This window comes from Variovorax terrae (assembly GCF_022809125.1).
Lineage (GTDB): Bacteria > Pseudomonadota > Gammaproteobacteria > Burkholderiales > Burkholderiaceae_C > Variovorax_A > Variovorax_A terrae.
Window position 1 is genome coordinate 251792 of record NZ_JALGBI010000001.1, and the last position, 15962, is coordinate 267753.

Sequence of the window (15962 nt, forward strand, 5' to 3'; positions counted from 1 at the left end):
GGGCGGTTGCGGCCGGGCCGAGCCCGGCGCGAACACCGTTACTTGGCCGCCAGCGCCGCGCGCCAGCTCAGCGCGTAGGCCAGCTTGCCGGGCTTGGTTGCCGACACCGGGGTGTTGAGGTCGGTGTAGGTGGTGTTGTCGAAGCTCGTGCGCTTGCCCATCTGCACCGCGTTCAGCCCGGACGAGCCGATCACGGTGGCGTCGGGCGTTTCGAGCATCAGGTTGGAGGCGGCCTGGATGGCCTGCAGGTAGCTGGCTGCGTCGGTCAGGGTGTAGGCCGAGAGCTTGAAGTTCTGCGGGCTGGCCTGCAGCCATTCGGCCCAGTAGAACTCCAGGAACTCGGTGCCGGTGGCAGGCTGGTCGTAGCCGATGCCGCGCGTGAAGTACAGCAGCGAGCGGTAGGCGTCGTCCTTCAAGCCGTTGGAGAGGCCGAGCTGGGCCGGCAGGTCGGCCGGCGTGATGGCGCGGCCGTCGGGCGTCTTGAGCCAGGCCGTCTTGCGCGCGCGCATGCCGCGCCAGAAGCTCGCGTTGTTCTGGTCCATGAAGTTGCCCTTCATCACCACCGGGATCTTGACGCCGGCGCCGCCGCCGTTGGGCGCTTCCCAGAAGCTGGTGAAGGTGTGGTGCCCGTCCGTCAGGTACAACACGCCCTTGGGGCCGACCACGGCCGACTTGAGGGCGGTGATGTCGAAGGTCTTGGTCGAGCAGGTGAAGCTGCTGGTGCTGGTCAGCAGCGAGGTGCCCGCGATCACGCTCGCGCCCTTGGCGCCGTCGGTCAGGCCGGTGGCTTCGCAGTAGTCGTCGAACTCCTTCTTCCACTGGGTCGAGGCGTTGGCCGTGTTGTTGTAGCGCGCCAGCTTGTAGAAGATCTGGTCGTAGCCGATGGCCGGCTGCGTCGGGCGCGCATCGCCCAGCGTGATGGTCAGGGTGCCGGTGCCGTTGCTGGGCGCGGAGGCGTAGGTGGTGATCGGCGTCTGCGCCGGCAGCAGGCGGCACTGGCCCGAGAAGCGGGCGCTGCCCGAGGTGCCGGCGTAGTAGGCCGTGCTCTTGCCCACGGGCAGGAACACGCGTGCCAGGGCGCGGCTGTCGGACCACTGGCCGGTCACCAGGCCGTTCACGCCGGTGGCCAGCGTTGGCGTGGCGCCGATGGAGAAGGCGGCGTTGGGCGTGAGCGCCACGTCGGTGTCGATGGTGTCGGTCTGCAGCAGGCTGCCCGCGATCGACACGAAGTTGCGCTGCGTGCGGCCGGTGGCCAGGCCCTTGGCGTCCAGCTCGGGCTGGGCGCACAGCCATTCGCCGTCCAGCGCATTGGCGGCCAGCGGCACGGCCGCGCTTTGCAGCACCCAGGCGCCGGTGCGGAAGCTGCCATCGCTGGCGCTGGTGTACTCGTCCACGAACAGCGTGGCGGCGCTGGACTGCGCGCCCACCATCAGGCGGCCGATGCGCTGGCCGTCCAGCGTCAGGGCGAAGGCGCCGGGGAATTGCTTCTGGTCGGCCTCGGCCGCGATCTGGCCGCTTTGGCCGCCGCTGCAGCTGTCGCCGTAGGCCTGGCCCAGGCACAGGCGCAGCTTGCCGTCGGCCTGGACCTTGAGCTGGCCGTAGGCGCTGTCGGCCGTGCCCTGTGCCACGCCGCGCGCGCTGTAGGCCGTGGCCTGCTTGAAGAAGCTGTAGACGCCGGCCAGCTTGGCGATGTCGGCCACGCCCTGGTTGGAGGCCGCCACATGGCCCTGCAGCAGCGAGCCGTCGGCCGCCTTGAGGTTGGGCACCTGGGCCAGCGAGCCGCTCAGCAGCCCGCCTTCCACCTGGAAGCGCAGGCTCAGGCCGGTCAGCGCGGCGGACAGGGCCGCGGGCACGCCGCTGCCTGCGACGGCGCTGAAATTCGTGGCCAGCAGCGAGCCATCAGGCTGGGTGCTGTAGCGGGCGCTCAGGGCGCCGGCCAGGCCGAAGCGCGAGTCGACGAAGCGCAGCGTGAGCTGGCCGGCCGCGGGCTGGTCGAGCGCGATGGACACGGTGTCGCCGAAGCCGGCCGTGCCCACATACTGCGTGCCGCCCGACAGGGGCTGCAGCGCCACCGCCGGCGTGCCGGGGTTCGGATTGGGGTTGGAGGCCAGCAGCGAGTCGCCGCCGCCGCAGGCGGACAGCAGCAGGCCGGTGAGGCCGATCAGGCCCGCCAGGTGCGCGCGGGTCCGTTGGAAATTCATCATGGGCGTCCATCAGAAAAGGTTGAACAGGCCGGCGCAGGCCTTGTCAGGCGCTGCCGGGAGCGGCCCGATTCTGTGAACGCGGGATGACAATGGCGTGACAGCGCCTCCTGCGGGCCGCGGACTTGGGCACAATCCGGGATGGGCCGGCCGCCGCAGGCAGGCCAGGCCCGCACCAACCACCATGACCATCCAGACCGACGATTTCAGCCTCGACTCCGCACCGCGCCAGCGCGTGGTGTCCGCCGCGCCCGCCTCGCCCAACGAGGAGGCGATCGAGCGCGCGCTGCGCCCCAAGCTGCTCGACGAGTACGTGGGCCAGGCCAAGGTGCGCGAGCAGCTCGAGATCTTCATCGGCGCGGCCAAGAAGCGCCGTGAGGCGCTGGACCATGTGCTGCTGTTCGGCCCGCCGGGCCTGGGCAAGACCACGCTGTCCCACATCATCGCGCACGAGCTCGGCGTGAACCTGCGCCAGACCTCGGGCCCGGTGCTGGAAAAGCCCAAGGACCTGGCGGCGCTTTTGACCAACCTGGAAAAGAACGACGTTCTCTTCATCGACGAGATCCACCGCCTGAGCCCCGTGGTGGAGGAAATCCTCTACCCCGCGCTGGAGGACTACCAGATCGACATCATGATCGGCGAAGGCCCGGCCGCGCGCAGCATCAAGCTCGACCTGCAGCCGTTCACGCTGGTGGGCGCCACCACGCGCGCCGGCATGCTGACCAACCCGCTGCGCGACCGCTTCGGCATCGTGGCGCGGCTGGAGTTCTACACGCCCGAGGAGCTGGCGCGCATCGTGCGCCGCAGCGCCGGCCTGCTGCAGGCTCCGATGGACGAGGAGGGCGGCATCGAGATCGCGCGCCGTTCGCGCGGCACGCCGCGCATCGCCAACCGGCTGCTGCGCCGCGTGCGCGACTACGCCGACGTCAAGGGCGACGGCCGCATCACGCACGAGATCGCGCACAAGGCGCTGGCCATGCTCGACGTCGATCCTCAAGGCTTCGACCTGATGGACCGCAAGCTGCTCGAGGCCGTGATCCACCGCTTCGACGGCGGCCCGGTAGGGCTGGACAACATCGCGGCCAGCATCGGCGAGGAGCGCGACACCATCGAGGACGTGATCGAGCCCTACCTGATCCAGCAGGGCTACCTGCAGCGCACGCCGCGCGGGCGCATCGCCACGCTGGCGGCTTTCCGGCATCTGGGCGTGACGCCGTCCAAGAGCAGCCAGGACATGTTCGGCGCCTGAGACGCATCGGGGCGGGGCCGCCGGGCGCGGCGCCCGGCCGACAGCAGTGTGCAATAGGTCATGTCGAAGCACCGCGTGTCAACGTGCAGGAAATCTCTCAGGCTTGAAAAGCCGGTGCCGGGCGGGTACGCTGGCGCTGCCTTTTCAATCAAACCTGTCCAAGGAGGACCTCCATGAAGAAGTACCTGGCCGAGCTGATCGGCACGTTCTGGCTGGTGTTGGGTGGCTGTGGCAGCGCCGTGCTGGCCGCGGCCTTTCCGCAATTGGGCATCGGTTTCGCCGGTGTGGCGCTGGCCTTTGGCCTGACGGTGGTGACCATGGCCTTCGCCATCGGCCATATCTCGGGCTGCCACCTGAATCCGGCGGTGTCGTTCGGGCTGTGGGCCGGCGGGCGGTTCGAGGCCAGGGACCTCGTGCCCTACGTCGTGGCGCAGGTCATCGGTGCGGTGGCGGCGGCGGCCGTGCTCTATGTGATCGCCAGCGGCAAGCCGGGCTTCGCGCCGGGCGGCTTTGCCTCCAACGGCTATGGCGACCTGTCGCCCGGCGGCTACTCGATGATGGCGGTGCTGGTGTGCGAGGTGGTGCTCACGGCCGTGTTCCTGTTCGTCATCATGGGCGCGACCGACAAGCGCGCGCCGGCCGGCTTCGCGCCGCTGGCCATCGGCCTGTGCCTGACGCTGATCCACCTCGTCAGCATCCCGGTGTCCAACACCTCGGTCAACCCGGCGCGCTCCACGGGCGTGGCGCTGTTTGCCAGCACGGGGGCCGTGGGCCAGCTCTGGCTGTTCTGGGTGGCGCCGATCATTGGGGGCATACTGGGCGCCCTGATTTACCGGACCGTCGCTGGCGACGACTGACAAGTTGCTGCGCGGAGGGGCCGCGCCCGTCAACGGCCGACCGACCGTGCCTGATGATCGGGCTTTGAGTAGGCGAGTGCTGCCAAAAGGAGCATCAAATCGATACAATTTCCTTCTTCTTTGGATTTAGTTGCTGCGAAAAAGATAGCAGCTAACATAGCCAGGAGTTTGATCTGAATCACCTAGGCGGCAGTGAGCCGCTGGGCGCCCGCCAAGTCGCTGATCTGGCTTTTCTGAGCTGCCTACGCGGCAGTGAACGCCGACGCGGCTGAGAAGAAGATGACCGACCATTTCTGAGCTGCCTACGCGGCAGTGAACGTGAAGCCAAACAGGCCACCGCAGCGGGCAAGTTTCTGAGCTGCCTACGCGGCAGTGAACCGAGCTTGCGGGCTGGCTGGGCCTTCCGACATTTTCTGAGCTGCCTACGCGGCAGTGAACCCGATCCCGATGCCGCCACCCGGCAAGCGTCGTTTCTGAGCTGCCTACGCGGCAGTGAACCGGGGGGATTTCCTTAATCAGATTTCGCACATTTTCTGAGCTGCCTACGCGGCAGTGAACTCGCGTGCGGGCAATCAACGTGTTCGTGCGGGTTTTCTGAGCTGCCTACGCGGCAGTGAACGTGAACGGACGGCCACGCGCCGAGCTGACAGATTTCTGAGCTGCCTACGCGGCAGTGAACGGCTCCGGCGTGTTCACCGGGGGGACCTGCATTTTCTGAGCTGCCTACGCGGCAGTGAACGCAGGAAGCACTGGACAATGCGGCCAGCTTCGATTTCTGAGCTGCCTACGCGGCAGTGAACGGAACTCCATGCGAATGCGCACCCGCCATGCTTTTCTGAGCTGCCTACGCGGCAGTGAACGACAAGAGCAGCGCCGTGCTCAAGCGCATCCATTTCTGAGCTGCCTACGCGGCAGTGAACTCCTGTGGGTTACTGAGCGCGGCACACCGTGATTTCTGAGCTGCCTACGCGGCAGTGAACCGGGTGTTGACGGATGCTGACGCCGCTGAGTTTTTCTGAGCTGCCTACGCGGCAGTGAACCAGTAATGGATTCGATCATCCGGAAGCCCCAATTTCTGAGCTGCCTACGCGGCAGTGAACCGAAGGTGGAGGCCGTGGCCGCGTCAAACGTCTTTCTGAGCTGCCTACGCGGCAGTGAACGTCAGCGTGCCATCGCGAAACGCCTGCAAATCTTTCTGAGCTGCCTACGCGGCAGTGAACGACGGCCAGCCGTTCTTCGACACCGACCACCCTTTCTGAGCTGCCTACGCGGCAGTGAACACCGATACGCTACTCGCGCAGGCGGGCGCAGTTTTCTGAGCTGCCTACGCGGCAGTGAACGCAAACCCTGAGCTGGGCGCCATGCTCCAGCTTTTCTGAGCTGCCTACGCGGCAGTGAACGTCACGGGCCTGGCCGGCATCGCGCGCGCTCTTTTCTGAGCTGCCTACGCGGCAGTGAACGCAGTGAGGGCGCCGGACGGCAGCCGCTTCCTTTTCTGAGCTGCCTACGCGGCAGTGAACGCGAGTTCGGTGATTTCTCGTGTGGCCATAGCTTTCTGAGCTGCCTACGCGGCAGTGAACGCTGTGGATCGCGCTCGCCGTGGGGGCCGTATTTTCTGAGCTGCCTACGCGGCAGTGAACATCCCCAAGACGTTGCCATTCGTCCATGAGTCTTTCTGAGCTGCCTACGCGGCAGTGAACAAGTCATAGGCGCTGTTGAAGCCGGGCGGGTTTTTCTGAGCTGCCTACGCGGCAGTGAACACCCCGGCCACGAGCACGGCTTTGCCCTGCCGTTTCTGAGCTGCCTACGCGGCAGTGAACCGCCAGGCTGCGGCCCACGGCCATGCCCTTCTTTTCTGAGCTGCCTACGCGGCAGTGAACACGCTGGTGGTGGGCGGTGCGCCGACCGCGCCGTTTCTGAGCTGCCTACGCGGCAGTGAACCCGCCGTCGGCCAGCAGCGTGAGGCTGATACTTTTCTGAGCTGCCTACGCGGCAGTGAACGGCGCCCGACAGCGGCAGGTTCGTGGTGCTGCTTTCTGAGCTGCCTACGCGGCAGTGAACGGACGTGCCCGACCAACTGGAGTACGTGGGCCATTTCTGAGCTGCCTACGCGGCAGTGAACAGGAGTGCCCCCCGGCCTGGAAACTGCTTTGATTTCTGAGCTGCCTACGCGGCAGTGAACCGACTGCGCCGATCTGGCGGCCGAAGTCCAGTTTTCTGAGCTGCCTACGCGGCAGTGAACGTACTCGACCACCGCCGGCAAGACGTTCGACATTTTCTGAGCTGCCTACGCGGCAGTGAACCTGCTGCGCAGCAGTTGGCGCCGCTTCATGGTTTTCTGAGCTGCCTACGCGGCAGTGAACGCCGCCGGCCACCTTGACGGGAAACTGAGCCTTTTCTGAGCTGCCTACGCGGCAGTGAACGCGCCAAAACGTGGTCGACGTGATCTTCACCATTTCTGAGCTGCCTACGCGGCAGTGAACCTTTTGCCAGCGCTGCGACGTGGACCGCCTCTTTTCTGAGCTGCCTACGCGGCAGTGAACTGGCCACTCCTGACTGGGTTTTCATCGCGTTGTTTCTGAGCTGCCTACGCGGCAGTGAACGCCCAGTTGGAGCTGAAGAAGCTGGACGTGGATTTCTGAGCTGCCTACGCGGCAGTGAACAACCAGCCGATCCACCGCCACCTGGCTGCGCTTTTCTGAGCTGCCTACGCGGCAGTGAACGCCTGGCACGACCCGGACGTGGCCAACGTCGTTTTCTGAGCTGCCTACGCGGCAGTGAACAGGTCAAACCAGTCCTGCCCCGCCCGGATCGTTTTCTGAGCTGCCTACGCGGCAGTGAACAACCCGCGTACCTTGCGATGCGCGGGCCTGTTTTTCTGAGCTGCCTACGCGGCAGTGAACTGGACGGGCCTGGGCGACACCATGAGCCTCCAGTTTCTGAGCTGCCTACGCGGCAGTGAACACATAGGCCTTCTTGCCCTCCTCGTTCACATATTTCTGAGCTGCCTACGCGGCAGTGAACCGGCTCAAGCCCGAAGAGCAGATGATGGCCGTTTTCTGAGCTGCCTACGCGGTAGTGAACGCGCGCATCACGCCCCCAGGCCGACGCAGATCATTTCTGAGCTGCCTACGCGGCAGTGAACAACAGCTACGGCGCGAACAACAAGGTCACGCTTTTCTGAGCTGCCTACGCGGCAGTGAACGGTGGCAGCGGCTGCGGCCGCACCCGCAGGTTTTTCTGAGCTGCCTACGCGGCAGTGAACCCAGGACGCCATCGCCGCGCGCCAGGCCGATGATTTCTGAGCTGCCTACGCGGCAGTGAACACCCACCTCCACCACCGCTGCCGTGGCCACGCTTTTCTGAGCTGCCTACGCGGCAGTGAACGGAAATCAATGATGTGGGCGATCTGCTGGCTGTTTCTGAGCTGCCTACGCGGCAGTGAACAGGATCTTGACCACCAGGCTGAGTACCGGGTGTTTCTGAGCTGCCTACGCGGCAGTGAACACGCATTGGCCGCCGTCCTCCTGGAGGCTCATTTTCTGAGCTGCCTACGCGGCAGTGAACCTCAGGTTGTACTGGTCCAGGCCGTCCCATTCGTTTCTGAGCTGCCTACGCGGCAGTGAACCCGTACACCGCCTTCGGAACGACCGTCGAGCATTTCTGAGCTGCCTACGCGGCAGTGAACGATCTACGCGTCGGAAGAGCTGTCGCGCGAAGATTTCTGAGCTGCCTACGCGGCAGTGAACCGTAACACCGGCCTTAGCCAGTGCATCGAGCTTTTCTGAGCTGCCTACGCGGCAGTGAACGCAGTTCGCGCGCGAAGCCGCTGATGAAAACCTTTTCTGAGCTGCCTACGCGGCAGTGAACGTGCATGCCTCGCCCTATGGCGGCAGCGAGCATTTCTGAGCTGCCTACGCGGCAGTGAACACTTTTCATCCATGGGCCGGTCCTTTGCTACGTTTCTGAGCTGCCTACGCGGCAGTGAACGCCGCGAATGGAACGCACCTCACCGATCACATTTTCTGAGCTGCCTACGCGGCAGTGAACACACGAGCAGGGGCAACCCGTTCTTGTCGAAGCTTTCTGAGCTGCCTACGCGGCAGTGAACTCTCAGCGAGCGCAGGTCCTGGATCGGTCAATTTTCTGAGCTGCCTACGCGGCAGTGAACCTCGCTACTCAAGCGCAGCACGCCTTGTGGTATTTCTGAGCTGCCTACGCGGCAGTGAACGCCTCGAATACCGCCAGGTGGGCGCGGCCCTGTTTTCTGAGCTGCCTACGCGGCAGTGAACGGTAATCAGCTCATAGTCTTTGTCGTCGTTGATTTTCTGAGCTGCCTACGCGGCAGTGAACAAGGCGCTCAAGGAAGCGCGCGACCGGCTCAATTTCTGAGCTGCCTACGCGGCAGTGAACCGGCGGCTACACTGCGGGCAGGCCGGTGGACTTTTCTGAGCTGCCTACGCGGCAGTGAACTGCGCGGCGCGGCAACGGGGGCCGCATGAGCATTTCTGAGCTGCCTACGCGGCAGTGAACGCTACCCAGAAGATCCTGGACGACGCCGCGGTTTTCTGAGCTGCCTACGCGGCAGTGAACTCGGCCACCAGGCGCTTGCGCAGATCCGCGTTTTTCTGAGCTGCCTACGCGGCAGTGAACCCGGCATCCTCATGCGTGATGCGCGCGACCCGCTTTCTGAGCTGCCTACGCGGCAGTGAACCTCGGTGCGGATCTGCGCTTTATCGCGCTCGTTTTCTGAGCTGCCTACGCGGCAGTGAACGGGGCCATCGTGGCCATCGTGCTGCTCAACGCTTTCTGAGCTGCCTACGCGGCAGTGAACTGGCAGGTCGGCGTGGTGGCCACGCGCGACCTTTTCTGAGCTGCCTACGCGGCAGTGAACTCCTGCAGCGTGGGGCGCTCCAGCGGCACCAGTTTCTGAGCTGCCTACGCGGCAGTGAACGCAGCGGCTGCTACCGCCAAATGGCGCACGCTCTTTCTGAGCTGCCTACGCGGCAGTGAACGCTGTCCTTCTCGCCCACGCGGATCGCGTTGTCTTTCTGAGCTGCCTACGCGGCAGTGAACATCGTGCACAGGCACCCCGCGCGCCAGTTCGTATTTCTGAGCTGCCTACGCGGCAGTGAACCCCATGGTCTTAGGCATCGTCCTTTGACCTAATTTCTGAGCTGCCTACGCGGCAGTGAACGAGCCTTGTTTATCCCCTACATTACATACATCTTTCTGAGCTGCCTACGCGGCAGTGAACCAGCGTCATGCCGCCACGCTTCTCGACCCGCTTTTCTGAGCTGCCTACGCGGCAGTGAACTTCGACAGCAACATGTTCGTCTATGGTGTGGACTTTCTGAGCTGCCTACGCGGCAGTGAACGGTAAGGGGAGCTAGCTTGTTAATGAGCATTATTTCTGAGCTGCCTACGCGGCAGTGAACTAGGCATGCCGATGCCCTTGTTTTTCCTAGCGTTTCTGAGCTGCCTACGCGGCAGTGAACCACTGCGCGTTTGGCTACCGCGAGCGCCTTGATTTCTGAGCTGCCTACGCGGCAGTGAACTCCGATGCGGACAAGCAGGTTCGCCTCAAGGCTTTCTGAGCTGCCTACGCGGCAGTGAACGACCGCATGGGAGAGACACGGACAGAGTTCGTTTTCTGAGCTGCCTACGCGGCAGTGAACGATTGCGGCGACCACTCGCGCGGGGGCGGGGTTTTCTGAGCTGCCTACGCGGCAGTGAACACTCTGTTACATGTAGGGAGCCTACCTTATGTTTTCTGAGCTGCCTACGCGGCAGTGAACTCATTAACAAGCTAGCTCCCCTTACCTAGGCCTTTCTGAGCTGCCTACGCGGCAGTGAACGCCATGACCGCCGGGTCGCTGCTGCTGCTGTCTTTCTGAGCTGCCTACGCGGCAGTGAACGCCCATGGCGTCGTACTGCGGCTGCGCCTGGCTTTTCTGAGCTGCCTACGCGGCAGTGAACAACTCGACGGCCGCCGCGTCCTGGCTCGGGCCTTTCTGAGCTGCCTACGCGGCAGTGAACACACCTACATCCGTGTGCATCACAAGATCGGCTTTCTGAGCTGCCTACGCGGCAGTGAACTTAGCTACTGTCTATATATACAGCTTGTATTATTTCTGAGCTGCCTACGCGGCAGTGAACATTTCAGACAAACAGATCAGTAGTGTTGCGCATTGTTTCTGAGCTGCCTACGCGGCAGTGAACCGGCGCACCAGCGCGTCACGGGTCGCGGCTTCTTTCTGAGCTGCCTACGCGGCAGTGAACCGGCCTCGGTCAAGATCCAGGGCTTGGCAGTATTTCTGAGCTGCCTACGCGGCAGTGAACTTAGATGGATCGAGGTCACCGCCGCGATATACTTTCTGAGCTGCCTACGCGGCAGTGAACACACGCAAAAGGAGTTTCAACCATGACGTACCTTTCTGAGCTGCCTACGCGGCAGTGAACTTCTGGAATATCTGCCGGCTGAATTCCGCCAATTTCTGAGCTGCCTACGCGGCAGTGAACTTGATGAGTGGGCGCAGTTTGACCCCAGTGACTTTCTGAGCTGCCTACGCGGCAGTGAACATTCGTACATTCGGGTACACCACAACGTCGGCTTTCTGAGCTGCCTACGCGGCAGTGAACTTTTCCTAGCGGGCAACCACGCCACCGGCCTATTTCTGAGCTGCCTACGCGGCAGTGAACATAGGCATGCCTATGCCCTTATTTTTTCCTAGCGTTTCTGAGCTGCCTACGCGGCAGTGAACAAAATGAATTCACCCTCAACGCTCCGCAACGTTTTCTGAGCTGCCTACGCGGCAGTGAACCAGGTCGCCGTGCTCCTCAAGCATGCGCTGATCTTTCTGAGCTGCCTACGCGGCAGTGAACGTGTTGCGCATTGACATAGGCAGAACCTAGATTTTCTGAGCTGCCTACGCGGCAGTGAACAACAAAGACCTTGTCAAGCGTAGGCCTATTCTTTTCTGAGCTGCCTACGCGGCAGTGAACGACTGGTCTGACCATTCGCAGAATGCCTGGACTTTTCTGAGCTGCCTACGCGGCAGTGAACTTCTTCCTGGCGGGCAACCACGCCACCGGCCCATTTCTGAGCTGCCTACGCGGCAGTGAACACAAACAGATCAGTAGTGTTGAGCCTTGGCATATTTCTGAGCTGCCTACGCGGCAGTGAACTTGCTAGGGCCAAATCATCGTTTCTCCCATTCTTTCTGAGCTGCCTACGCGGCAGTGAACGCACAAGAGTGAGGATTGGGACGTGCCCGCATATTTCTGAGCTGCCTACGCGGCAGTGAACTTGGCCCTTTGCATTTTCCCCTTATGAATCAATTTCTGAGCTGCCTACGCGGCAGTGAACAAGATATAAATTGTTAAAGAAGAGATGACGCAATTTCTGAGCTGCCTACGCGGCAGTGAACGCCTTGTTGTGCAAGCAATGGCCGATGAGCTTTTTCTGAGCTGCCTACGCGGCAGTGAACATCCCATGGTCTTAGGCATCGTCCTCTGACATAATTTCTGAGCTGCCTACGCGGCAGTGAACGGATAAGTCAGAATAAGCCCTACGCTTGACAATTTCTGAGCTGCCTACGCGGCAGTGAACCTTTATATCCGTATACGAATAAGCAATAGTGCTTTCTGAGCTGCCTACGCGGCAGTGAACATACGTTGAGCGAAGCCCTGTTAATTCTGATTTTTCTGAGCTGCCTACGCGGCAGTGAACAGCGTGCAGCCGGTCACGGTGCCGGCGGCGACTTTTCTGAGCTGCCTACGCGGCAGTGAACGCAGGCCGTTGTAACTGTTGGCCCAGCCCTGCTTTCTGAGCTGCCTACGCGGCAGTGAACCTTCGGGGAGTCGTCATCAGCATGACGACAATTTTCTGAGCTGCCTACGCGGCAGTGAACGATAGTGCGCCCTCCTGTGCCGTCCTGATCCAGTTTCTGAGCTGCCTACGCGGCAGTGAACTTTGAGTTCGGCATCGACCCGGCCGCGCCGCTTTTCTGAGCTGCCTACGCGGCAGTGAACAAATGTCTTCCAAGGTCGGCCGCGGTCTGCCCTTTCTGAGCTGCCTACGCGGCAGTGAACGTAGCCGCGAAGGGGTCGACTGCGTAGGCCTGTTTCTGAGCTGCCTACGCGGCAGTGAACCCGAGGCGGAAGAACTCGCCAAGAAGGCCGTTTTTCTGAGCTGCCTACGCGGCAGTGAACCCAGATTCCCATTCGCGAGGTGCGGCGATGAATTTCTGAGCTGCCTACGCGGCAGTGAACCCCGCGAAACCCATCACCCGGTCGTTGCCCGGTTTCTGAGCTGCCTACGCGGCAGTGAACACGTGAGTCAGAAGGTGGTAGGCGTGGCGGTGTTTTCTGAGCTGCCTACGCGGCAGTGAACGACATGTCGTCCGACGGAACTACCGCCAGCGTTTTCTGAGCTGCCTACGCGGCAGTGAACGCTGACGTGATCGACTTCGAGGCGGGCACCTGTTTCTGAGCTGCCTACGCGGCAGTGAACGGCTGCTATCGCGTCCTGGCCGGCATGCCAGCTTTCTGAGCTGCCTACGCGGCAGTGAACAGTAGTGTTGCGCATTGATATAAGCAGAGCCTTTTCTGAGCTGCCTACGCGGCAGTGAACCACCAATCGAGCATGGCATACATCACGCAATTTTTCTGAGCTGCCTACGCGGCAGTGAACGCGCTGCTGTCTGGCATCGGACGCAGCGATTTTTTCTGAGCTGCCTACGCGGCAGTGAACAGCTTGCCACCACCGCAGCGCCTGCTGCATGACTTTCTGAGCTGCCTACGCGGCAGTGAACTTCAACGAGGCATTGGTGATGCAGATTGTTCATTTCTGAGCTGCCTACGCGGCAGTGAACGCTCCCGTCATAGAGGCCCACATGGACGCGATTTTCTGAGCTGCCTACGCGGCAGTGAACGTTCGAGTTGCCGTTCTCGAAGTCCTGGACGATTTCTGAGCTGCCTACGCGGCAGTGAACCATCGGCCAGGGTGCTGACGTCGATCTGCTCATTTCTGAGCTGCCTACGCGGCAGTGAACAACGGCAATCTGGGTGAGGTCCGCATCACGTATTTTCTGAGCTGCCTACGCGGCAGTGAACTTCGTCAACAACGGAGTCACGCTACTCACGGTTTTCTGAGCTGCCTACGCGGCAGTGAACCCGACTTGAACATGATCGACAGCTACATCAAGTTTCTGAGCTGCCTACGCGGCAGTGAACACCCATGCGGTGGACGTGAACGCCAAGAGCACGTTTCTGAGCTGCCTACGCGGCAGTGAACCCCGCACTCCCGTTGCACCACCGCGCCCAGTTTTTCTGAGCTGCCTACGCGGCAGTGAACCTGCGCACCCTACCCCCTCACGCGGCGCCGCGTTTCTGAGCTGCCTACGCGGCAGTGAACGCATCGCGGCGCAAAGCGATTTCCTTGGAAGTTTTCTGAGCTGCCTACGCGGCAGTGAACGCAACAAGAAGATCGCCGCGGCGATGCGTGAGCTTTCTGAGCTGCCTACGCGGCAGTGAACCCCACCAAGCGAACCGCTTCCCTGCTGCGTCATTTCTGAGCTGCCTACGCGGCAGTGAACACCTACAGCAAGGCGCCCTGGCCCATGGTGTGTTTCTGAGCTGCCTACGCGGCAGTGAACCGTCAACAACATCTACGTCGACCTGCCCATGAATTTCTGAGCTGCCTACGCGGCAGTGAACCTCGATGCGGCTGAAGGGGTCGGAGGGGATCATTTCTGAGCTGCCTACGCGGCAGTGAACATCTCGTTGCGCAGGCCGGCGGCGATGTCGATGTTTCTGAGCTGCCTACGCGGCAGTGAACGCTCGTGATGATCTTGGCGGCCAACCGCCACAGTTTCTGAGCTGCCTACGCGGCAGTGAACTAGAGTAAAAAAGTGCAAAACCCAAGTTCCACGTGCTCCACCCCCCTATTTCAGTGACTCGTCCAAAAACAAGAGCTTCCCGTAAGCTATTGTTTTTAATGGGATTTTTTCAGGCACTGAAAAAAGGGTCGATCAGAACCAAGGCACGGTGGCGTTTGGGCTGAAGCCGTAGGCACTGAATAGGCCATCGACGGCATGGGCTTGCAATGGACCGTGGCGCACGAACAGCCGAAACCGCTGGCGGGTAGAACTGCTGTGCACATCCAGGTATGGCAGGGTTAGCGTTTCGCGGGCGCTGTCGGGGACTTGCGCCAAAGCCTGGGCTTCGGTCAGGCCCTTTCGTTTCATCTGCCGACGGCGCAGGCGGTCTGGGCTGCTTTTGGCCTGGACGCGGCTCACGCTGCGGTGCTGCGCGTGCGGGGGCACGGGTGTCGCTTCGCTCCATTGCAAGTGGTCGTGCATGCCTTGCAGCCAGGGCAGGGCTTGCAGGCGCTGCAAGGCCTCCGGGCTGCCGTGCAGCCGCAACACTCGGCCCAGGTGCTGCCCTTGGGGGGGCAGTTGGGGAAAGCTCACGCCGATGTCGCCGGTGCCCAGGTGCACCAGGGCGCGGTGCAGCTTGGCGTACAGCGCATTCAGCAGGTGTGCAGGGCTGAACTCGGGGTCCGGCCGCAGCGTGATGTCGAGGTAGTGACTGAGCGCCATGGCATCAACCCGCGTCACCAAACACGCCGCCACGGATTAGCACGGCCATCACAAAGTGCTGTTGTTCCAGTGGCGGCACTTGATCTTTCAGCAGCCAGTTGTCCAGCAGGGAGTAGAAATCCAGTTTTTGCTTGGGCTGGCGGTACGCTTTGCCCTGTGTGGTGACGGAGCCATAGGGCTCGACGGCAATCGGGCCCAGTTCTTCGGCTCCCTCGTACCAGGTGTCGATGGAGCGGATGGCGTTGCCAATTTTCTGGGAGTGGATGGCGGCTACTTCATTGTTCTTTTCACCAATCTGGTACAGCGTCTTGCTCTTCTTGCTGGCACCCTTGTCCAGGATCAGCTCCTGCGACGGAAACACTTCCTGGCCCGCGCCCATGCGCACGAAGGCCGTCACCTGCAGCAGCACGTGCGCGGCTCCGGCGAGGCCGCCGGCAATAGTCTGGCCCAGCTCTTTGACTTCATTATTGATAGCATCCAGCGCCCGCAGATCAAGCGCAAGAGCATCAAAAGACCATGACTTTTCGGCTTTTCCGCCCTGCATCTGCTCCACCAGCACCTGCACGCTTTCCGCGCCCACGCGGTTGCGCCACAGGAAGCGGCCATTGGCCAGGTTGGCGGCATACCGTTGGGCCAACTCGGTGAAGCCATTGGCATCCACATAGGTCTTGACGGTGCTCAGCAGCTTGGCCTGGTAGGGCGCGCTGTTGCAGGCCGATGGGGTGCCCGCGCCCGCCAGCACACGCAGGGTGAACTGCACTTTCAGTGTATCGGCATCTGCGGGCAAGGCGGCGACGTCCACGGTTTGCAGGTTGGGGTTTTCAATTGCTGCATCGAGCTTGGCCGGGTCCTGGTCCTTGGTCTTGAGGCGGTTGGAAATGGTGCCGCGCACCGACTTCTCGCGGATGGCGATGGGCGCCCATGGGCTGGCGTTCGCGCGGTCGGCCCAGCGGCCGGCGTGGAACACGGCGTCGGAGGGGTCGAGTTTGCGTTCGAAAGCCAGAACAGAGGCGGTGGTGAGTTTTTCAGACATGGTGTCAATCCTTAAAAA

At 62.3% G+C, this 15962-nt stretch carries 5 protein-coding genes and 1 CRISPR repeat array; of the genes, 2 read left to right on the forward strand and 3 right to left on the reverse strand.

The genetic code is table 11. The annotated features are described in order from the left end of the window. Positions 1 to 38: 38 nt before the first annotated feature. Positions 39 to 2201, reverse strand: a complete 2163-nt coding sequence (locus MMF98_RS01195; RefSeq protein ID WP_243303350.1) for a ParB/Srx family N-terminal domain-containing protein — start codon at positions 2199 to 2201, stop codon at positions 39 to 41. Positions 2202 to 2385: 184 nt separating this feature from the next. Between MMF98_RS01195 and ruvB the strand changes: the two genes are divergently transcribed. Together ruvB and aqpZ are read left to right on the forward strand one after the other, a co-directional pair. After that, complete coding sequence (gene ruvB, locus MMF98_RS01200) at positions 2386 to 3450, forward strand: Holliday junction branch migration DNA helicase RuvB (protein WP_243303360.1); 1065 nt, start codon at positions 2386 to 2388, stop codon at positions 3448 to 3450. A gap of 173 nt (positions 3451 to 3623) precedes the next feature. Then, complete coding sequence (gene aqpZ, locus MMF98_RS01205; RefSeq protein ID WP_243303363.1) at positions 3624 to 4307, forward strand: aquaporin Z; 684 nt, start codon at positions 3624 to 3626, stop codon at positions 4305 to 4307. Positions 4308 to 4537: 230 nt separating this feature from the next. After that, positions 4538 to 14209: direct repeats of the CRISPR family, unit length 28 nt; unit sequence TTTCTGAGCTGCCTACGCGGCAGTGAAC. Between the two features lie 132 nt (positions 14210 to 14341). On the opposite strand, the gene cas6f is transcribed toward aqpZ, so the two are convergent. Further along, complete coding sequence (gene cas6f / locus MMF98_RS01210) at positions 14342 to 14911, reverse strand: type I-F CRISPR-associated endoribonuclease Cas6/Csy4 (protein WP_243303372.1); 570 nt, start codon at positions 14909 to 14911, stop codon at positions 14342 to 14344. Positions 14912 to 14915: 4 nt separating this feature from the next. Next, a complete protein-coding gene (gene csy3 / locus MMF98_RS01215; RefSeq protein ID WP_243303381.1) occupies positions 14916 to 15944 on the reverse strand; it encodes a type I-F CRISPR-associated protein Csy3 in 1029 nt (342 codons plus the stop codon). Positions 15945 to 15962 lie beyond the last annotated feature (18 nt).

Excerpts from the sequence above, each read along its gene's own strand:
- MMF98_RS01195 (WP_243303350.1), bottom strand. The coding sequence starts at position 2,201 with ATGAATTTCCAACGGACCCGCGCGCACCTGGCGGGCCTGATCGGCCTC.
- cas6f (WP_243303372.1), bottom strand. The coding sequence starts at position 14,911 with ATGGCGCTCAGTCACTACCTCGACATCACGCTGCGGCCGGACCCCGAG.
- ruvB (WP_243303360.1), top strand. The coding sequence starts at position 2,386 with ATGACCATCCAGACCGACGATTTCAGCCTCGACTCCGCACCGCGCCAG.
- aqpZ (WP_243303363.1), top strand. The coding sequence starts at position 3,624 with ATGAAGAAGTACCTGGCCGAGCTGATCGGCACGTTCTGGCTGGTGTTG.
- csy3 (WP_243303381.1), bottom strand. The coding sequence starts at position 15,944 with ATGTCTGAAAAACTCACCACCGCCTCTGTTCTGGCTTTCGAACGCAAA.